This is a genomic window from Lysinibacillus sp. FSL K6-0102 (assembly GCF_038003545.1).
GTDB lineage: Bacteria > Bacillota > Bacilli > Bacillales_A > Planococcaceae > Lysinibacillus > Lysinibacillus capsici.
This window is the reverse complement of the sequence record NZ_JBBOPH010000001.1, coordinates 4,348,629-4,368,831: the sequence shown is the minus strand read 5'-3', so window position 1 is coordinate 4,368,831 and position 20,203 is coordinate 4,348,629. Positions and strand designations below refer to the sequence as shown.

Sequence of the window (20,203 nt, the reverse complement as noted above, 5' to 3'; positions counted from 1 at the left end):
CTTTCTTTAAGGTAGAAACAATACTTAAAGAGGATTTAATTCAAGATCTACTATCACGTCTATTTCATCGCTAATCAATACACCACCTGTTTCTAAAAAGGTATTGTAGACTAGATTAAAATCACGACGATCAATTTGGGCTTTAGCTTGGAAGCCAAAAACTTCTTGTGCCCATGGATTCACACCTTTTCCTGTATATACTGTTGTAAATACGATAGGTCTTGTTATGTTTTTGATGGTTAAATCACCATGAATAGCAAAATTTTTATCATCAAGTTTATCAATATATGTAGAGGTAAATACTATTTTTGGATAGACGTCTGCATCAAAAAAGTCAGGAGACACAAGGTGGACATCACGATCATGATTCTTGGTGGAGACACTAGCCACTGTAATCGTGATAGAAATGTTTGCATCCTGCATTTGTTCGATATTGGATGTAACTATTTCACCGCTGTACGATTCAAACGTACCATGAATACGAGAAATCATCATATGTCTTACGGAAAACCCGATCGTTGAATGACTGAAATCAATAGCATATTTTTTCATTTGAAAACCTCCTAAAACAGCATTCTACAACGAATGATAAAGTAAACAAATCGCATATTCAATGAGTTTTTTATAAATGTGGAAGTATTTCCCTCTATAAAAGTGTAATCTGTGAACATGAAACAGAACATATTTAAAATCGAATAGGCATATTATTGGAAATATGTGCATTTTATTAAGATAGCGTTTAGTCTAAGACATTTTATGTTCCCTTGTTAGATATGTCCAACATTGAAATTGTGAGTTACTATTTGTAATTAAATATATAAAAGTTAATAGATTATTTTACGTAAATAAGTTACTTCAAATTTACATTTAGTGCATTAATCGTTACAATAGTTACATAGAGGTGAAAAATTATGAATGAGACAACTTTGTGTCCTCGTTTAGCTAAAGCAATGGATTTAATCGGAAAACGATGGACAGGGTTAATATTATATCAATTACTAGATGGACCACAGCGCTTTAATGAAATCGAATCTGCACTACCTGTCAGTGGACGTTTATTATCAGAACGTTTAAAGGAGCTTGAAAAAGAGGGGCTTGTTGAACGTAAAGTATATTCAGAAGTACCGGTACGCGTTGAGTATTCATTAACAGATAAAGGTCAGGCACTTGAAGGTGCTATCCGCAATATCGAAACATGGGCAAGTAGTTGGCTCTAGGGTGAATGGATTATTTTACTAGATAATACAATGAAATAGTGTCCTAAAAACGACACTTGGAATGACTGTCAATTTTCTTTATAATATTCATCATCTCTGCACAGGTCTTACCTGTCTTTTAATATGAGATAAAAATACCCTTCATTTTACTTGTCAAATTGGGGTTGTAAATCCATACTGGTGTAGAGTAAGAAGGACGTTAGAAAGGAATTAGCTCTCATGACAAAAGAACAATGGGCGATGGATTTAGCAAAAAGTATTAATCCTGCCAATATTAAGTTAAATGAATCATTACAGCAATACACAATGACAAAATTAGGTGGCAAAGCAGATGTTTTTGTTCTTCCTGAAACAGAAGAAGAGGCGGCATCCGTTATTCGCTATGCATATATAAATAATATTCCTTTATTAATGTTAGGTAACGGATCTAATATGGTTGTTCGAGATGGCGGTCATAGAGGAATCGTTGTAACATTTTCACGCTTAGATGAGATTCGTATTACTGGTGAGCATGTATATGCTCAAAGTGGTGCACTGATCAAAGATGTATCAAAGCTATCAGCGCAAGCATCCTTAACAGGTTTTGAATTTGCATGTGGTATTCCTGGATCAATTGGCGGAGCAATGGCTATGAACGCAGGTGCCTATGGCGGTGAGATTAAAGATATTATTGTTTCATCGAAGGTGTTAACAAAAGAAGGGGACATTTTAATATTAGGTAAAGAAGACCTTGAGCTAGGATACCGACAAAGCATTATTGCCAAAAAGGGTTATTATGTGCTGTCCTCTGAATTTCAATTAGCGGTTGGCGTACAGGAGGAAATTGATGCGAAGATTGCTGATTTAACCTTCCAACGTGAATCAAAACAGCCTTTAGAATATCCATCTGCTGGAAGTGTATTTAAACGCCCACCTGGTCATTTTGCTGGAAAACTTATTCAAGATAGTGGCCTACAAGGTAAAGGTGTTGGTGATGCTGAAGTCTCTACCAAGCATGCAGGATTTATTGTCAACAAAGGAAATGCTACTGCTTCAGACTATATTAAGACAATCCAAATGGTTCAACGTGTAGTGAAAGAAAAATTTGGCGTTGAATTAGAGACGGAAGTCAAAATTGTTGGTGACGATCTATAATAGGATGCCCTTCGCATAAGCCGAAGGGCGTTTTTTTAGGAGTGTGGATAAAATGAAATTTATATCATGGAATGTTAATGGGATACGAGCATGTCTAGGTAAAGGCTTTTTAGAGTTCTTTCATCAAATAGATGCAGATTTCTTTTGTATCCAAGAAACAAAATGTCAGGCTGGACAAGTTGAGCTCTCTATCGAAGGTTATGAGCAGTATTGGAATTACGCGCAGAAAAAAGGGTATTCTGGAACAGCAATTTTCACGAAACACACGCCATTGTCTGTTAAGTATGGGGTGGGCGCCGAAGATTCTCAGGATGAAGGCAGAATTATAACATTAGAATATAAGAATTTCTATTTAGTAAATGTTTATACTCCAAATGCACAGCGTGATTTAGCGAGGTTACCATTACGTTTACAATGGGAGGATCGTTTAGCTAGCTATTTACAAGAACTAAATAGTCAGAAGCCAGTGGTTTATTGTGGTGATCTAAATGTTGCACACACGGAAATTGATTTAAAAAATGCAAAATCTAATATTGGAAATTCGGGCTTTACATATGAAGAGAGAGCAAAATTTTCAGCGTTATTGGGAAGCGGTTTTGTAGATTCTTTTAGATACAAGCATCCCGAGGAAACTGACCACTACACATGGTGGTCCTATATGAATAAAGTGCGTGAACGTAATATTGGTTGGCGTATCGATTATTTTGTTGTATCCAATCAATTGAAGGAACAAATTGAAAGCGCAACAATTCACCCACACATTATGGGCAGTGATCATTGTCCAATTGAATTGCAATTACAATGCTAGTACTTAAATCGTATTTTCTAAATGGAAATACGATTTTTTGTATTTGTAACTTAATAAGGTGACTTTTAAAAATGTGAGATTTGGCAATGCCAGGGGGTACCTTCAAAGTGAGGAGTAGACGCTACAATCACATGGGAACCCGCCCTAAAGTAGGGAAGAACGCTCCAATCATGTGGGAATCCGCTTCCACCATATAAGTCCGCTCCACGAGAGAAGATAAAAGAAAATATACTCTATAGAATCATTATACCTCTATGAACATACGAATTTTTAACATTACTCAGTAGCCTTCATAATTCCTATTGATTATACTATTCTAATAGCGGATAAATATAAAATTTTGTATTTAGAGACAATTTTATATACATAAAATAAGAAATTTCGCTAAAAAATTTTGCGTTTCAAAGCGGGTTTGGGAAGGTAGTACGGGAATATAGTGCAAAAAGGGGGTTATTCAGTGGGGAAGAGAAAGTTTAATTGGAAAAAGTGGCTCATTGTCATAGCTGGGATAATAGCTGCTTTGGCTCTTGTGGCTTTTATTGGATTTACATGGTTTATGAATAAATCTAAGCCGGTGATTGATGGTGAATTAGCTGTTACTATTCTGGATCAGGATGTGACAGTCACGAGAGATGAAAAAGGGGTTCCGCATATTTTTGCCAAAACAGATGCTGATTTGTATCGTGCACAAGGTTATGTCCAAGCACAGGATAGACTATTTCAAATGGACTTGGCACGAAGGCAGGCAAGTGGTCGACTATCTGAAATTATTGGAGAAGCAACGATTAATACTGACAAACATTTCCGTACATTTAGCTTACGAGATGCTGCAGAGAAATCATTAGCTGCCTATGATGACGAAAGCAAACAAGTACTTGAATGGTATGCCGAAGGAGTAAATGCTTTTATTGCACAGGCAAAGGAAAGCAATACACTAAGCTATGAATTCGCTTTGTTAGGCTATGAACCCGAGGAGTGGACAGTTGTTGATTCCTTAACCATTGGAAAATATATGGCCTATGATCTGGGTGGAAATTGGAATACGTTAGCTTTTCGTCATTGGGCACTACAGAATTTTGATGAAGAAAAGGCAAAAGAATTATTTATTAAATATCCAGAAAATGCTTCGGCGATTATCGAGGCCAATATCCAAAATCCTGTAGCAGTAGCTGGGCAATTCAGTGCGGAAATGCTACCAAACGAATTTAACGGAAGTAATAACTGGGTAGTTTCAGGTGATAAAACGAAATCAGGAACGCCTATTTTAGCAGATGACCCACATTTAGGGTTAAGCACCCCATCTATTTGGTATCAAATGCATCTGCAATCACCACAGCAAAACGTTAGTGGCGTTATCTTTGCAGGGATTCCAGGTATTATTTTAGGCCATAATGATGAAATTGCTTGGGGGGTAACCAATGTGGGTCCAGATGTACAGGATTTATATATTGAAATACCAAATCCAGATAATCCAACACAATTTCGATACGATGGAAAGTGGGAACAAGCAGAGGTGCGCGACGAATCAATTAAGGTAAAAGATGGAGAAACGGTAGATTTTGAAGTCGTTGTTACACGTCACGGCCCTATAATGACAGATTTAGCTTTTAAAGATACAGAGCCAACCGCACAATTTTCGATGCAGTGGACAGCACTACAACCGACAGCTGAACTAAGAGCAGTGCTTGGTTTTAATAAGGCAAAAACTTGGGGTGATTTCGAAAAAGCATTAGAAGACTTTAAAGCGCCAGCACAAAATTTTGTATTTGCATCAAAAGACGGTACGATTGCCTATAAAGCTAATGGTCAAATACCTATTCGTAAGCAAGGTGAGGGCCAATTACCAGTTCCAGGTGATTCGAGTGACTATGGCTGGAAGGGCTTTATCCCATGGGGTGAATTACCAACTCTAGTGAATCCAAAAGAAGGTTTTATTGCAACGGCAAATAACCAAGTAATAGGAGAGGACTACCCTTATCACATAACTGATTTCTGGGCGCAACCTTATCGTTTTGAAAGAATTAAAGAAGTGTTAGAGGCAAATGATGCGATTACAGTAGAAGATATGATGGCTTTGCAAATGGATCAGCACAACCTCTACGCAAGAGAATTTCTGCCTGATTTATTAACATCTTTAAAAGAAAAAGATCAGGATGGGAAGTATGCCGAGGTTATGACCATGCTAGAGAAGTGGGATATGGTGGACGCAAAGGAATCAGGTGCACCACTTGTGTTCCATACATTAATGATTAAGCTACAGGAAGTTTTGTTTAAAGATCAAATGCCTGAAGATATGTATGGCATCATGTATGGGAAGTTTAATATTACAGACCAGCTCTTACGTACAGCCTATTCTGGAGAGAAAAGCATTTGGATTGAGGAGCAGGGTGGCATTGATGAAACCATATACAAGGCATTTGAGCTAACAATTGCACAATTAGAAGATCAATTCGGAAAAAATTCCTCGAAATGGCAATGGGGTGATTACCATCAGCTTACTTTTGACCATACACTAGGAAGTGCATCGCCTATTCTTGCAGCCTATTTTAATGCTAAAAAGGTTCCTATTGGTGGATCAAAAGTTACCGTACAAGCAGCAGATAATGATTTAGCTGGTAATGTAGATCACGGTGCATCTTGGCGTTTTGTGGTAGATGTAGGTGATTTAAGCTCAGCCTATCATATTGTTGGTCCTGGTCAAAGTGGTCATGTAAAATCTGATTGGTATCAAGATCAGGTGCTGGATTGGGCAAATGGTGATTACCATCAAACATTTATTAAACAGGAAGAGATAAAAGGGAAAACATTACAATTAATAGCGAAGTAATAAAAGAGTTAGCGTACAGAAAGTGCGCTAACTTTTTTTATTGAAGGATATACATCCTAACATTCAAATATTCGTTTGAATATGATGGAATAATATGTTACATTGAAAACAATCAAACAAATATTTGAATGAGGTGAGAAAAATGCCGAAAGAAATATGTGAGGTGACGCATGTACATGAAGAAGCAGTCACAAAGGTGAAACAACAAATGCCTGATTTATCAGGTGTAGCCAAATTTTTAAAAGCGTTATCTGATGAAACTAGACTTAAAATTGCCTATGCTTTAACGGTGGAAGATGAACTATGTGTTTGTGATGTTGCAACTATTATTGGTTCTTCAGTTGCTACAGCATCCCATCATTTACGATATTTGAAAGATAATAATTTAGCGAGATCACACCGCAAAGGTAAGCAAATGTATTACTCTTTAGCGGATGAGCATGTATATCAAATTGTAACAATTGCCTACGAACATGCGAAAGAGGGGATTGCGAATGGCAACGACACCAATTAAACAAGAATACAGATTGCAAAATTTATCTTGCGCTAGTTGTGCTGCAAAGTTTGAGAAAAACGTAAAGGCTATACCAGAAGTACAGGATGCACAAGTGAATTTTGGTGCTTCTAAAATTACAGTAATCGGTGCTATTAGTGTAGACCAAATTGAAGAAGCAGGTGCCTTTGATGGCATTAAGGTTACACAATCGGCAGCAAAAGCACTTGAAAATACTACACCTTTTTATCGTAAAAAGGAAAACGTTTTAGCAGGAATTTCATTGCTTTTTGTCATTCTAGGTTATCTATTTGCGGGTATGAATGGGGAATCGAGCCCGCTACCGATTTCCATGTTCATTATAGCTATCCTTGTGGGTGGAGTGGGTATTTTTAAAATAGGCTTCCGTAATTTAGTTCGCTTTGAATTTGATATGAAGACGCTTATGACAATCGCCATCATTGGAGCTGCTATTATCGGTGAATGGGAAGAAGCGGCAGTTGTCGTATTTTTATTTGCTGTGAGTGAGGCACTTGAAGCGTATTCAATGGATAAGGCACGTCAATCTATTCGTCAATTAATGGATATTGCTCCACCAACAGCGATTATCAAAAGAGCCCACGGTGAACACTACCATGAGGTTGAGTTACCTACTGAGGATATAGAAATAGGAGATATTTTGATTGTAAAGCCTGGGCAAAAGATTGCGATGGATGGCATAGTCATTAGTGGGTTGTCTGCAGTCAATCAGGCAGCTATTACAGGTGAGTCGATTCCCGTAAATAAAACAGTAAATGATGAAGTATTTGCTGGGACTTTAAATGAAGAGGGTGCTCTTGAAGTACGTGTGACAAAGCGTGTAGAAGATACTACTATCGCTAAAATAATTCATCTAGTGGAAGAAGCACAAGCAGAAAAGGCACCTTCTCAGCAATTTGTAGATCGCTTTGCAAAGTATTATACACCAGCGATTATGGTTATTGCTTTTTTAGTAGCTGTAATTCCACCTTTAATAGTAGGTGATTGGCAGCATTGGATTTACCAAGGGCTAGCTGTTTTAGTGGTAGGATGTCCTTGCGCACTGGTCGTCTCTACGCCCGTCGCCATTGTTACAGCCATTGGTAATGCAGCAAGGCAAGGTGTACTGATCAAAGGTGGTGTTCATTTAGAGCAGCTAGGACATATTGAAGCTGTTGCCTTTGACAAAACAGGAACATTAACGAAGGGGCAGCCAGCAGTAACAGATATCGTAACGACTGAAAACTGGTCAGAGGACTATGTGTTACAACTAGTGGCAGCGGTAGAAAAACAGTCACAGCACCCTTTAGCTAAAGCAATTTTAAATAGATTACACGATAAAAAATTATCTGAGCTAATACCAACAAATTTCCAATCAGTAACAGGAAAAGGTGCCTATGCTACCGTTGATAATCAGATTATTTATGTAGGTAGCATGAAATGGGCTACTTCATTAACTTCTGTAGATCAAAATATAGAAAGTCAGGTTAAGAATCTGCAAGAACAGGGTAAAACAGTAGTAGCAGCTGTTTCGAATAATCAACTTATTGGACTGGTTGCAATTGCTGATCAATTACGTCATGAAAGCAAGGATGTATTGAACAAATTAAATGCCTTAAAAGTAAAGCATATGGTGATGTTAACAGGCGATGCAGAGCCTACTGCGCAAGCCATTGCTACTTCATTAAAGATGACAGATGTGCGCGCTGGCTTGTTACCAGAAGAAAAATTAAAGGCGATTAAGGATTTACGTAAACAATTTGGTGCTGTAGCAATGGTTGGAGATGGTGTAAACGATGCACCAGCATTGGCCACTGCAAATGTAGGAATTGCCATGGGTGGAGCAGGAACGGATGCAGCTCTTGAGACAGCAGATATTGCCTTAATGGGTGATGATTTAACGAAGCTTCCTTACACTATTGGATTGAGCAGAAAAACATTACGTATCATTAAAGAGAATATTATATTTGCCCTAGTTTTAAAATTAATTGCATTGCTACTTGTCATACCTGGTTGGTTAACATTATGGATAGCAATTTTTGCCGATATGGGTGCGACACTATTAGTTGTGTTTAATTCATTAAGACTAATTAGAGCAAAAAAGTAGTAAGTAAGGTGTAGAACAATCTGAAAAGGTAGGAAATTAATCTTGCTTTGACACAAGGGATTTTATGTGAATAGATGCTACTTGTGATTCTTGAAAAAGACTTTTTTTAAGGCTATTATAGTTTCAGGAGTAATGTAACAATTAAATATAAATGAGGCGAAAGTTTGAATATGTCAGATCCTATTTTAGTAAATGTTACAGAAGAAATTGTGCGTGGTTTAGTAAGCTTTTTACTACGAGGACCAGAATATCAAACATTTTGTAAATGCGAAATCTGTGAATTAGACACGGTGGCACTTACACTAAATGCATTGCCAAGTAAGTATGTTACATCTATGGAAGCTAGAGATGAGGCATTTAAAGAAATGAATACTCCTGGAAACATTGAGCGTATTAATAAAGAGATTATTCATGCGTTACATGTGGTAAATAAGTATCCTCGACACAAAATAGAGCCTACTTCTTAATAGAAGAGGCTCTATTTAAGTTGTATAGGAAGTGTTTTTCTAGGCTATGTATTTTCAGTTAACTTTTAAGCCAAGCTTGTAGTAAACTAGAGAGTAAGAAAAGGAAAGAGAGGGAAAAGGATATGCCAACACCTAGTATGGAGGACCATATCGAACAAATATACTTATTAATTGCCAACAAGGGATATGCGAGAGTGTCTGACATTGCTGAAGCATTATCTGTTCTTCCTTCTTCTGTTACAAAAATGGTTCAAAAATTAGATAAAGATGGTTATTTAGTTTATGAAAAGTACCGTGGACTGACATTGACGCCTAAAGGGGATAAGCTCGGAAAGCGTCTTGTGCAGCGTCATGAATTGCTCGAGCAGTTTTTACGAATGATTGGTGTGGATGAAGAACGTATTTATGATGATGTAGAGGGAATTGAACATCATTTAAGTTGGAATTCAATCGATCGTATTGCAGATCTTGTGCAAGTAATGGAAGAAAATCCAGACATCGTGAAAAAATTAGAGGCATCTAAGACACAGCACAATCTTTAAAATGATGGTGTGAAGGAAAGGGAGACAATATGAACGCATTAAAATCAGGTGAAGTCGTTACATTAACGGTATTAGAACAACAAGCATCAAAATGGATTTTAACAAATGGAGTTGAAGAACTACCTTTAAATGCTTCAGAGGTAACAGAGCCACTAACAGTAGGTGACCGCCTTGAAGTATTTTTATTTGCAGACCGTCGTGGAGATTTGGCTGCAACAACGGCTATTCCAGCTTTTACACAAGGTGAATACGGCTGGGCACGTGTCTTGAAAGTAGTGGAACGTGAAGGTGCTTTTGTGGATATTGGTACATCTCGTGAAGTATTAGTAAGAGCAGAAGATTTACCTGCATTAAAAGAGGTATGGCCAGAACCAGGCGATCATTTATTTATGACACTACGTACAGATCGTAACGGTGATTTATTTGGTCGTTTAGCCACAGAGGAAAAAATTTCGGAGCTATATGAAGGTGCATTTGAAGATATGCACAATAAGAATATCCAAGCACGCCCATATCGTTTGTTACCGATCGGGACATTTTTGCTAGGTGTAGAGGTTCCTTACCGTATTTTTGTGCATGAGTCTGAGCGAAATAATGAGCCTCGATTAGGACAAGATGTAGTTGTACGTATTATTGATGTAAAAGACGATGGTTCCATGAATGGCTCACTTTTACCAAGAAAACATGAGCGTCTTTCAAATGATGCGCAACAAATATTAAAGTATATACAGGATGTGGGCGGTAAAATGCCATTTGGTGATAAATCGTCTCCTGAAGAGATTCAAGAAATGTTTAATATGAGTAAAGGGGCATTTAAACGTGCCTTAGGAACGTTAATGAAAGCTGGTAAAGTGAAACAACAGGACGGTTGGACTGAAGAAATTTAAAGGATGGTTTGTTTGACTAGCTAGCAAAACATTTACAACAGGAAAAGTGACGAGAGACATCCTTGAAACCTTCTCGTCTTTTTTTCGTACTAATTATTGTATAGTGGCATACATTATACTTGCTAATTATGAAGTTTTAGCGAAAGGGGTCACACGATTTGAAAAAAACATGGATTAAAATACTAACTGCTACAATGTTAGTATTTGGAGTGATGGCACCAGCAACAGGATTTGCATCTGACAATACGCCTCCAAAAGCAATTGATGAAAAACTAGGCGTACCGATCGTCGTGTATGGAGCAAATTTATCTGAGGCTGAAAAAGAGTCTGTAAAAAAATCATTAAAAGTAAGCGAAGAACCTGAAATTGAAGAAATTACTGTGTCTGGTGAGGATCTAGTAAAATACATTAAAGATAGTAATTCAAGCTCACGTATGTACTCTTCTGCAAAGATTACACGCAGAGAAGCAGGAGAGGGTCTAGTAATACAAATTGTCACACCATCAAATATAACGCAGGTAACTTCAGAGATGTACGCAAATGCGATGTTAACAGCAGGAATTCAGGATGCATCCGTACAAGTAGCTGCACCGAAAGCCGTTACAGGGCATTCAGCATTAGTAGGTATTTACAAGGCATATGAGGTCACTACAGGGGAAACACTGGATATTGATCGTACAGATGTAGCAAACGAAGAATTATCAGTAGCAACATCCATTGCAGAATCTGCAGGGGTAGACGATGCAAAGGTTGCGGAATTACTGACAGAAATTAAAAAGCAAATTGCAGAGCTAAAGCCAGCAACACGTGAAGATGTGGAGAAAATTGTAGAAGAGCAATTAAGTAAGCTTGAAATTAATTTAAGTGAAAAGGACCGTCAATTGCTAGTGGATCTAATGGATAAAATAAGCAAGTTGGACATTGATTTTAGTAAATGGTCTGATCAATTAAATGATATCAGTAATACAATCCAAGAAAAATTCGGCTCACTTATGGAAGATAAAGGTTTCTGGGAAAGCGTAAAAAGCTTTTTTGCTAATTTAAAAGATACTATTTCTTCATGGTTTAACTAAATTTATAGTTGATAGAAAGGAATCTGTTATACCTTCTCACTTTGCTAGAGAAGGTGTACAGATTTTTTTTGATGCAACAAGTGAAAGATTTTGAAGTGTGATGTTTTCGACATAGGAAAGCTAACCGAATATCTGGACATAGCTTCGCTGATTTGATAAAAGAAGCGTACACAAATTTTGTGAAAATATAAAAAGCTATGGTACTATGAATAAAAGGAGTGGTGAGAAATGGAATTCCAATTACAACAATTAGCAGAAAATAAGTTTGCATTTTTGAATGAGCAAGCAGGGGAAAAACTAGCAGAAATTACTTGGCAGCAAAATGGCTCAGTAATGGTAATGGATCACACATATGTATCTGATAAGCTCCGTGGTCAAGGTGTGGCCAAACAATTACTCGATCAAGCAGCATCGTATGCACGCGAAAATGGTTATAAAATGAAGGCCGTTTGTTCCTATGTGGTGGCAGCATTTGAAAAGTCAGATGCATACAATGATGTAAAACAATAAAAAATAAGGCAATCTGCTTTTAATTAAGCGGATTGCCTTTTAATTGCTAGAGCAAATCATGTAAATAGCTCCTTATAATAGAATGACACTATAAATTAGTACTGTTAAGAAGCCAGCCCCGCCAATTAATGAAGCCATATCTATCCAATCATATGCTAAATCGAAATCTTTCATTTTAACCACTCTCCTATTTTAGTATTAATTCATTAATTCCCTTTACTTGCCTTTTATAATCATAAATAGTTACAAAATTTTGACGAATGCTAAAAATAAGGGTACGATAACTGGGCTTTAATAGGAAATAGAGTGAGATTGTCTGCATTAAAAACTAGACGAACTACAATGGATTGACGGAGTTTTTACTAGATAAAAGGGCAAGTATTTATCCATACATTAATATATATGCTAGAGGGTATAAAAAAATAATGTTTATTCTTTTAAGAATAGGGAAAAACTATACTACAGAGCTAGTTTCTATATTTTTAGGAGGTTATAAACTATGGCAAAACGAAAAGGAACAGGTGTTGTCGTTGCAGGATTAGCAGGACTAGCAGCATCTTATTTCAGTAAAAAAGAGAATCGTGATAAAGCACTAACAATGTTTAATAGTATGAAAGCAAAATTAGAGTCGTATCTTACTACAGGTCCTGATATGCATGACAATATTGCAGAACGTGTAGCTACAGAGGTAGCAACAGAGGCTGGTACTTCACCAACTAAAATTGCCTCGAATGAAATGGTAGCTGAAGGTGGAGGACATACTGGTGTTCATTTCTATAATGAAGAAATTCAAGAAAAGGAAAAGTAAACAAAAAACCTTCTCATCTAAGCATGAGAAGGTCTTTTGTGTGGGATAAGAATTGCGCCTGCAAAGAGCAATAATACAAAGCCAGTAAATGCAAAGCCACTGACAGTACCAAGTGATAGCCAACCTAATAAAGAAGAGCCTATAACTACTCCTAGAGAGAAAAACGCGTAGAAATAACCGTAAGCTTTTCCTCGTACTTCAGCAGTTGTAGAGTCAATTAGCAGCGAATTTACTGAAGGGAATAGGAAACCGAATCCGATCCCATAGCAAGCCATTGCTGTATAGAGTAAAGAGCTAGAATTTGCTTGGCTAATTAATAGCTGGCTTATTCCCATTAAACCTATACCAAAAGACAATGTTTTGAGTGGATTAACCTTATCAAAAATACGATTAGTAGGTAATAGGAAAACAAGAACTGCAATAATACCAAATGTACTCATTAAAGTGCCGCTTAAACGAGAGTCGAAGCCTAAGGAATATACTTTAAGAGGGAGTAGATACGCAATAACCCCTTGAGAAAACATTAAGAAAAAGGCTCCTAAAAAGGCTTTTAATGTTCCTGTATTATTAAAAAAGACACTGATCGGAATATAATTACTTGGTTTAGCCTTCTCTTTTTTTACTTGATTTGCTTTCAATATAAAGAACGCAAGGATACCTAGCAGAAGCATAAAGCTTGCTGTGATATTGAAAACAAATGGTACACTTGTCCGGCTAGCTAAAATGCCACTAAATGCAGGGCCTATAATGGCTGCAATACCAACAAAGGCGCCAGAAATAGCACTGCCCTTACCTCTTTTTTCCTGCTCTGTAGCGTTCGCTAGAAATGTAAAGGCAGCAGGAACAATGAAGCCTGCAACAAGGCCATGGATAAAACGTACAATTAATAGAGCAATGGGCTCTTCTACTAAATTATAAAATGTTAATGATAGACCTGTTGTTAGAAGACCTATTATGAGTATGATGAAAGGTCCTTTGCGATCCGTTAAGAAGCCAGAAATGATATTACCGAATGTATTGGAAAGCGAATACATGCCCACTGCAAGACCAGTGAGGAATGCCGATGCACCTAAAGACTCAGCATAAGTACTCATAACAGGAAGCTGGGTAAAAAGGTCGAAAAACGAAAAGAAAATAATAGCATAGATAAATTTCTTCATGGTTCCTCCGATGAAATAGAACATTATAGTCAATAAGATTAATATAGTCCTATTATAGCATCTTCCAATCGATAATACTTCTCACTTGTTTTTTGCTTTCACGTATAAAAAACGTCTAATAAGTATTAACTTATTAGACGTAGAGAATTTAATAATTAAGCTTTTGCAACTTCTTTTTTCATTGTTTTGTTTTTAGCAAGATTTACATGCCAAGAAAGTGCTTCCTCTAACAGATGAGGAGTTTGGTGGTTGCCAGTTGCTTCAACTGCACGGTTATAGTAATCCCATAATTGTTCTTTGTAATCTGGGTGTGCACAGTTTTCAATAATTAAAGGTACACGTTCTTTTGGTGCAAGACCACGTAAGTCAGCAATACCTTGTTCTGTAACGATAACATCAACGTCATGCTCTGTATGGTCAACGTGAGATACCATTGGCACGATAGAAGAAATTGCTCCACCTTTTGCGTATGATTTTGTAACAAAAATACCAAGGCGTGCGTTACGTGCGAAGTCACCTGAACCACCGATACCGTTCATCATACGAGTACCAGAAACATGCGTCGAATTAACGTTACCATAGATATCTAACTCAAGAGCTGTGTTGATTGAGATTAGACCCAAACGACGGATAAGCTCAGGGTGGTTAGAAATTTCTTGTGGACGTAAGCAAATTTTATCAGCATACTTTTCTAAATTACCATAAACTTTTTGCTGTAATTCTTCAGTAAGTGTGATTGAAGTTGCAGCAGCGAATTTAACTTTACCAGCATCGATTAAGTTAAATACAGCATCTTGAAGTACTTCAGATGCAACAATTAAATCTTCAAATTCTGAATCTGCAAAGCCATCAAGTACAGCGTTTGCTACAGAACCTACACCAGATTGCAATGGCATTAATTGATTTGTTAAACGACCCGCTTTAATTTCATCACGGAAGAAGTCTAATAAAATGTTTGCCATCGTTTGTGTTTCTTCATCTGGAGGTACGATTAATGAAGGAGCATCTGGCTCTTCAGAAATAACAATTGCTTTAATTTTAGCTGGATCTACTTTGATACCAATATCACCAAGGCGTTGCATAGCATCTGTCATTGGAATAGCTTCACGTTTACCTTGTTCTCCAGGTACATAAATATCATGGATACCGATTAAAGCTTCTGGATGAGAGATATTTAACTCGATAATAATATTTTCTGCATATTCTGCAAAGATAGGTGAGTTACCTACAGAGTTTGTTGGAATGATTAAACCATCTTCAGTAATAGCAACCGCTTCAAGAATTAAATACTTGATTGGTCCGATAATTCCTTGGCGCACTAGCTCAGCATTATGAGAAAGATGAGCATCTACATATAAGATATCCCCAGAATTAATTAAATTACGGATACCCGCATCACCCTGGAATGGTCCACGTTTACGAATGGCACCAGCTTCTGCTAAGTACTTATCTACTTCTGGTCCTAATGATGCACCTGTATATACATCAATTTTGAATTCTTCATTTTTTGCGCGCTCAACTAATGCCATTGGAACAACTTTTGCATCCCCAGCACGAGTAAAACCACTCATCCCAACTACATCACCATTAGAAATAAGTGCTGCTGCTTCTTCAGCAGTTACAATTTTACTCTCAAGTTCTTTTAAACCTAGGCGTTTTTGAACATTTGCATCCATAAAAAAATCCTCCCCTAAATAATTTTGATGGAAACCGATTACAAAACTAGAAAAAACATTTAAGAATTTTCTGTTTATTCAGTTGTAGTATGACTCCAACCATTTGAATAATACTATCACCAAATTGTCACAAAAACTTTAGAATTAGCATTAAATTGAGTAAAAAAAGGAAAATCGAGCATTAAGATGATTTTTCGACAGAGAAAACGTTTTATTGTAGAGCTGTATAAATTTAGTTGTTTTCTATATTAAAAATAGTGCAAAAATAGTTAAATGTTGAGGTAAATGAGGCGGATTTGTGCGCAAAAAAGAACAGCGAGCAATTATAAAAATTGCTCGCTGTTCATACAAATTAGAAACCTAAAGAACGACGGAAATAGCTTGCATAGCGTTGGCTAACAGGAATACGTGTACCATCTTTCATAATTAATAAAAACGTTGAGTGTGAATCTGGTTGAATTTCATCGATGTAGTCAATGTTAACGATATAAGAGCGGTGACAACGAATAAATGAGTCAGGTGCTAAAAATAGCTCTAGATCACTTAAGTTTAAACGGTGATAACCTTCACGTGTCATTGTTTTAACAAATGTTTTACGGAGTTGTGTTTCTAAATAAATAACTTGATCATGTTTGATTGGGTACCAGCAATCATCAATTTTGATTGTAATGTAGTTAGTTAAGAATGCTGATGGTTTTTGCGGGAAGATAGCAGTAATAGCTCCTTTTGTTTCGCCTTCCTCCATTAAAGGAATACTCATGCCATAATAAGCGACACCGAATACATCAGGTTCGATATAAGAGCTGATTTTTTGACCATAGCTTAATGCTTTGTGTGCGGCTGAACCTTCTTTGATAGGGTCACCAGGTTTAATTTTTAAATCAACTTTCTTGCTTGGTTGGTAATACAAATATTCATTTGTATCAGAGATAGCGATGGACGTATTTTCAGGGAAGAATTCCTTAATAATTTCCATGATCTCTTCTATTTGTTTTGGATCCACTTTAAACACCTCGTCTAAACTTTTAAAAATAGTATTATCATCTATTTTACTACATATTCATATAAATTATATAGAGAAGATTTAGGAATAAAATAGAAAAATGTCGAATGATCCATTAGAATGATGTAAGTTGTTTTGTATAATTTGTAAATAAATTTATAAAATGACTAATTTATTTTGATATGTATATGGTAAAATTTAATTGTTAGGAATAAGTTTACGAGGTTTCTACTATGCATATGTGATAAATTAGAACTAGAGTAGCAATTAAAATGTGGTTGAAAGGAAATCGCAGAATATGGTAAAATTCACTGTATAGTCTATTTTTTTTATATCTGGTGTTTTAGTAGGGTTATTTTTGATTTATTTGTTAATAAAATTTGTGAAATAGGACTCAGTTCTTATATTGAATAAGTAAATACTATTTTCTTATTTTTAATTCGTCGGGATTGGTGTCAAATATTGTCATGCAATTCGTGCACTCTGAGGAAAGATGGGGAAGATTATGCAACTACATCAACATTCTATGTCAGAAACGATATCCAAAAGATACTTCCAAGAAATCGATAATATTAATCAATATATCGGTGTCGAAGAATTTTTTAATATTGAGTCGAAATTAATTTTTGAAATTTACCATTTAGAATCTGCAAAAGCGAAAAAATCTTTGCATGAGTTAATTGATATTCTCTCAATTCGTTTTGGCAAACAGGTCATTAAAATCGTTCGAAGTTATTTTTCTGTTTTGTCATCAATTGTTGCTCGTAAATTGCTGGACAATCAAGTACCTTCGAAAAAAGCATTTGCTTTCAATATTGCGTGTAACGATATGATAGAAAATCAAATGAAAGACGCAGAGTTTTTACAATTTGCTGATGATTTAATTGATTTCTTTGTTTACTTTATTGCAGATCGCAAACAACCGACTTTCCGACATCAAACTGTTAACAAAGTGATAATGTATATAAATGACGAGCTTGAAAATGATTTAACTGTTGAAAGTATAGCAAATAACTTTCATATAAGTACTAGTCACTTATCACGTATTTTTAGAGAACATGTGGGCATTACATTGGTTGAGTATTTAAATGTTAGACGTGTAGAAGAATCACAATACTACTTACGACATACAAACAAAAGTATTACTTCTATCTCAGATCAATTCCATTTCTGTAATCAAAGTTATTTTACTCGTATTTTCAAAAAATATACTGGAGTTACGCCAAAACATTTTAGAGACGAGCTTCATCATGAATTTTATCGTTTTGAAATGGCAGAAGCTGAATTACAAAATGTGTAGATTTTGAGCATAGAAAATGAGAAGGTGCGAACATATTAGCGTTGCTAAAGCTCGCATCTTTTTTGATGAATCATCTGAGGAACCAGCTTAAGGAATAAGTAGCACTTGCTATTTGATAAAGAGAGACCCTATAAGGTATACTTCACAGTAGTTGATAAATAATAGTAGGTGGAAAAATGAAAAATTTGAAGCTATTTTCAATGCTTGGTATTGCCGTTTTTGTTCTTAGTGGCTGTCAAGCTGTGCAAAACAAAGAAGGTTTTTTCTATAGTATCTTTGTAAAACCTATGGAATTTTTATTGGAGTTTTTCGGGAATGATATCTTTTCAGGGAGCTATGGTTTAGCAATCATTGCGATTACTGTTCTAATTCGTTTAGTATTAATGCCGATTATGCTAAAAAACTATCGTCAACAGCAATTAATGAAAACGAAGATGGATGCTTTTAAACCTGAAATGGAAGCCGTTCAGAAAAAAATGAAGGAAGCTAAGACAAAAGAAGAGCAAACGCAATATCAACAAGAAATGATGGCTCTATATCAAAAGCATGGCATTAATCCACTTAATATGGGTTGTTTACCGATGTTAATTCAAATGCCGATTATTATGGGTCTGTATTTCTCGATCTTGTATTCTGCCGATGTTAAATCCCATGAGTTTTTATGGTTTAGCTTAGGTTCACCTGATATCGTGATGACTATTGTTGCTGGGATTGTTTACCTAATCCAGGCTCGTGTATCTTTATGGACGGTACCAGAGCAACAAAAAGCGCAGATGAAAATGTTTATTTATATTTCACCAATTATGATTGTCTTTATCTCCATGTCTTCTATGGCAGCACTGCCTTTGTATTGGTCTGTCAGTGGTGCATTGTTGATTATTCAAACATATATTGGGCGTAAATATTATTCGGAACATCCTGAGAAAGCAAAAAAATAAATTGATTGATGTCGAGGCGCCTTTGCTGCCTCGATTTTTTTAGGAGGACAGCAAGATGAACAAAAAATGGCTATCATCTATTCTTGTCGCAATTTTTAGTATTGCAGCACTTGTATTTATTATTATGGGGAAATTTAATTTTGCTGTACTTGCAATGACGATCATGTTTGCCTTATCAAATGGGTTTAGAGCAAAAAGCTTTAAAGAGCAAGGTTATGTAAAAGAAGCAAAATGGATGCAGTATGTGGCAATTTTTTTCGCAATTGCATCTATAGTAGTATTTGTCATCGTTCTAACAGATTAATTGAATATTTACGTGGGAAATTTACACCTGAAAATGTGAACAGTGCTAAAATAAGATTATAACTAGTAATACAATAAAATAGGTATTTTCAAGGTGAAATGCTTTAAATATCCTTTTAGATACCTGATATTTTAAAAGGGGTATAAAGAGTGAAAAACAATCGTCTTCCGCTTATCGTTGGTGCTTTCATATCTATCGCGTTAATTGTAGCAATTTTTGTAGTCTATAACTATAAAAATAATCAAGTAAATAGTGCATCTGATGAGCAGCCAAAAACAACAGAAACAAACAAAACAACTGAACAAGATTCTACTGTAACAGAGAAACCAGACAATACTGAAACTCCTGCAAAGCCAGAGCAACAACCAGACGAAAATGGATATCTCCCAAATCAAACATTACCTACGGAACCAACCTATATCAATGGAATTCTGTTAGCTAATAAAATTTATCCGCTTCCATCTACCTTTGCACCTGAAGAAAATCCAGAAGCACGAGAAGCGTTAAATCAAATGTTAGCAGCTGCCAAGCAGCAAGGATTTGATTTAGTTGCATTTAGTGGCTACCGATCTTTTGAATATCAAACAACCCTTTATGATAACTATGTTAAACGTGATGGACAGGCAGCGGCAGATCGATATAGTGCTCGTCCTGGCTACTCAGAACATCAAACAGGCTTAGCGTTTGATATAGGAGAGCGTGGAAAAGAAGATGTGTGGCTGACAGAAGAGTTTGGGGAAACTCCAGCAGGGCAATGGCTATTTGCACATGCACAGGAGTATGGCTTTATTTTGCGTTTCCCTCAAAACAAAGAAGCGATAACAGGTTATATGTATGAGTCATGGCACTATCGTTATGTGGGCAAAGAGATTGCAAAAGAGATAACAAAGAAAAACATTACGTTGGAAGAATATTTAGGCGTAAAATAATA

The 20,203-nt window shown here is 36.2% G+C and carries 20 protein-coding genes; 16 read left to right on the top strand and 4 right to left on the bottom strand.

Translation table 11 applies throughout. The features are described from left to right. Positions 1 to 24: 24 nt before the first annotated feature. Positions 25 to 552 carry a YceI family protein gene (locus NYE73_RS22190; RefSeq protein WP_048394236.1) on the bottom strand — a complete coding sequence of 176 codons (528 nt, stop codon included), beginning with the start codon at positions 550 to 552 and terminating at the stop codon, positions 25 to 27. 359 nt (positions 553 to 911) lie between these two features. On the opposite strand from NYE73_RS22190, the gene NYE73_RS22185 reads away from it, so the two are divergent. The 12 genes from NYE73_RS22185 to NYE73_RS22130 all read left to right on the top strand — a co-directional run bounded on the left by NYE73_RS22185 (position 912) and on the right by NYE73_RS22130 (position 12,891). Then, a complete protein-coding gene (locus tag NYE73_RS22185) occupies positions 912 to 1,217 on the top strand; it encodes a winged helix-turn-helix transcriptional regulator (RefSeq protein WP_004231981.1) in 306 nt (101 codons plus the stop codon). Between the two features lie 219 nt (positions 1,218 to 1,436). Continuing rightward, positions 1,437 to 2,351, top strand: coding sequence for a UDP-N-acetylmuramate dehydrogenase (gene murB, locus NYE73_RS22180; protein ID WP_048394238.1), 915 nt, complete (start codon positions 1,437 to 1,439; stop codon positions 2,349 to 2,351). Positions 2,352 to 2,403: 52 nt separating this feature from the next. Further along, positions 2,404 to 3,159 carry an exodeoxyribonuclease III gene (locus tag NYE73_RS22175; RefSeq protein WP_259950584.1) on the top strand — a complete coding sequence of 252 codons (756 nt, stop codon included), beginning with the start codon at positions 2,404 to 2,406 and terminating at the stop codon, positions 3,157 to 3,159. A gap of 457 nt (positions 3,160 to 3,616) precedes the next feature. Next, entirely contained in the window at positions 3,617 to 5,986 is a 2,370-nt protein-coding gene (locus NYE73_RS22170) for a penicillin acylase family protein (RefSeq protein WP_259950585.1), read from the top strand. 142 nt (positions 5,987 to 6,128) lie between these two features. Then, complete coding sequence (locus NYE73_RS22165; protein ID WP_103118897.1) at positions 6,129 to 6,500, top strand: ArsR/SmtB family transcription factor; 372 nt, start codon at positions 6,129 to 6,131, stop codon at positions 6,498 to 6,500. Then, positions 6,481 to 8,604 carry a heavy metal translocating P-type ATPase gene (locus tag NYE73_RS22160; RefSeq protein WP_066038024.1) on the top strand — a complete coding sequence of 708 codons (2,124 nt, stop codon included), beginning with the start codon at positions 6,481 to 6,483 and terminating at the stop codon, positions 8,602 to 8,604. The genes NYE73_RS22165 and NYE73_RS22160 overlap by 20 nt, the downstream gene beginning before the upstream one ends. 170 nt (positions 8,605 to 8,774) lie before the next feature. Continuing rightward, positions 8,775 to 9,071 carry a late competence development ComFB family protein gene (locus NYE73_RS22155; protein ID WP_369700627.1) on the top strand — a complete coding sequence of 99 codons (297 nt, stop codon included), beginning with the start codon at positions 8,775 to 8,777 and terminating at the stop codon, positions 9,069 to 9,071. Between the two features lie 122 nt (positions 9,072 to 9,193). After that, positions 9,194 to 9,613 (top strand): transcriptional regulator MntR, encoded by a 420-nt coding sequence (gene mntR, locus NYE73_RS22150; RefSeq protein WP_004231993.1) that lies wholly within the window; start codon positions 9,194 to 9,196, stop codon positions 9,611 to 9,613. Between the two features lie 29 nt (positions 9,614 to 9,642). Continuing rightward, positions 9,643 to 10,500 carry a CvfB family protein gene (locus NYE73_RS22145; protein WP_048394250.1) on the top strand — a complete coding sequence of 286 codons (858 nt, stop codon included), beginning with the start codon at positions 9,643 to 9,645 and terminating at the stop codon, positions 10,498 to 10,500. A 158-nt stretch (positions 10,501 to 10,658) separates the two neighbouring features. Further along, a complete protein-coding gene (locus NYE73_RS22140) occupies positions 10,659 to 11,573 on the top strand; it encodes a DUF1002 domain-containing protein (protein ID WP_048394252.1) in 915 nt (304 codons plus the stop codon). Between the two features lie 228 nt (positions 11,574 to 11,801). Further along, positions 11,802 to 12,083 carry a GNAT family N-acetyltransferase gene (locus tag NYE73_RS22135; RefSeq protein ID WP_009370656.1) on the top strand — a complete coding sequence of 94 codons (282 nt, stop codon included), beginning with the start codon at positions 11,802 to 11,804 and terminating at the stop codon, positions 12,081 to 12,083. Positions 12,084 to 12,582: 499 nt separating this feature from the next. Next, on the top strand, positions 12,583 to 12,891 hold the full coding sequence (locus tag NYE73_RS22130; protein WP_004232000.1) for a hypothetical protein: 309 nt from the start codon (positions 12,583 to 12,585) through the stop codon (positions 12,889 to 12,891). 17 nt (positions 12,892 to 12,908) lie between these two features. On the opposite strand, the gene NYE73_RS22125 is transcribed toward NYE73_RS22130, so the two are convergent. The 3 genes from NYE73_RS22125 to NYE73_RS22115 form a co-directional block, all read right to left on the bottom strand. Continuing rightward, positions 12,909 to 14,051, bottom strand: coding sequence for an MFS transporter (locus NYE73_RS22125; protein WP_066038025.1), 1,143 nt, complete (start codon positions 14,049 to 14,051; stop codon positions 12,909 to 12,911). Between the two features lie 155 nt (positions 14,052 to 14,206). Beyond that, positions 14,207 to 15,727 carry a succinate CoA transferase gene (locus NYE73_RS22120; RefSeq protein WP_004232003.1) on the bottom strand — a complete coding sequence of 507 codons (1,521 nt, stop codon included), beginning with the start codon at positions 15,725 to 15,727 and terminating at the stop codon, positions 14,207 to 14,209. Positions 15,728 to 16,079: 352 nt separating this feature from the next. Continuing rightward, complete coding sequence (locus NYE73_RS22115; protein WP_004232004.1) at positions 16,080 to 16,730, bottom strand: LytTR family DNA-binding domain-containing protein; 651 nt, start codon at positions 16,728 to 16,730, stop codon at positions 16,080 to 16,082. A gap of 505 nt (positions 16,731 to 17,235) precedes the next feature. On the opposite strand from NYE73_RS22115, the gene NYE73_RS22110 reads away from it, so the two are divergent. The 4 genes from NYE73_RS22110 (at position 17,236) to NYE73_RS22095 (ending at position 20,201) form a co-directional block, all read left to right on the top strand. Then, complete coding sequence (locus NYE73_RS22110; protein ID WP_048394255.1) at positions 17,236 to 18,030, top strand: helix-turn-helix transcriptional regulator; 795 nt, start codon at positions 17,236 to 17,238, stop codon at positions 18,028 to 18,030. A 176-nt stretch (positions 18,031 to 18,206) separates the two neighbouring features. Then, positions 18,207 to 18,968, top strand: coding sequence for a membrane protein insertase YidC (gene yidC / locus NYE73_RS22105; RefSeq protein ID WP_004232011.1), 762 nt, complete (start codon positions 18,207 to 18,209; stop codon positions 18,966 to 18,968). Positions 18,969 to 19,023: 55 nt separating this feature from the next. After that, on the top strand, positions 19,024 to 19,272 hold the full coding sequence (locus NYE73_RS22100) for a hypothetical protein (RefSeq protein WP_259950587.1): 249 nt from the start codon (positions 19,024 to 19,026) through the stop codon (positions 19,270 to 19,272). A gap of 149 nt (positions 19,273 to 19,421) precedes the next feature. Next, on the top strand, positions 19,422 to 20,201 hold the full coding sequence (locus tag NYE73_RS22095) for a M15 family metallopeptidase (protein ID WP_066038026.1): 780 nt from the start codon (positions 19,422 to 19,424) through the stop codon (positions 20,199 to 20,201). The last annotated feature ends 2 nt before the right edge of the window (positions 20,202 to 20,203 follow it).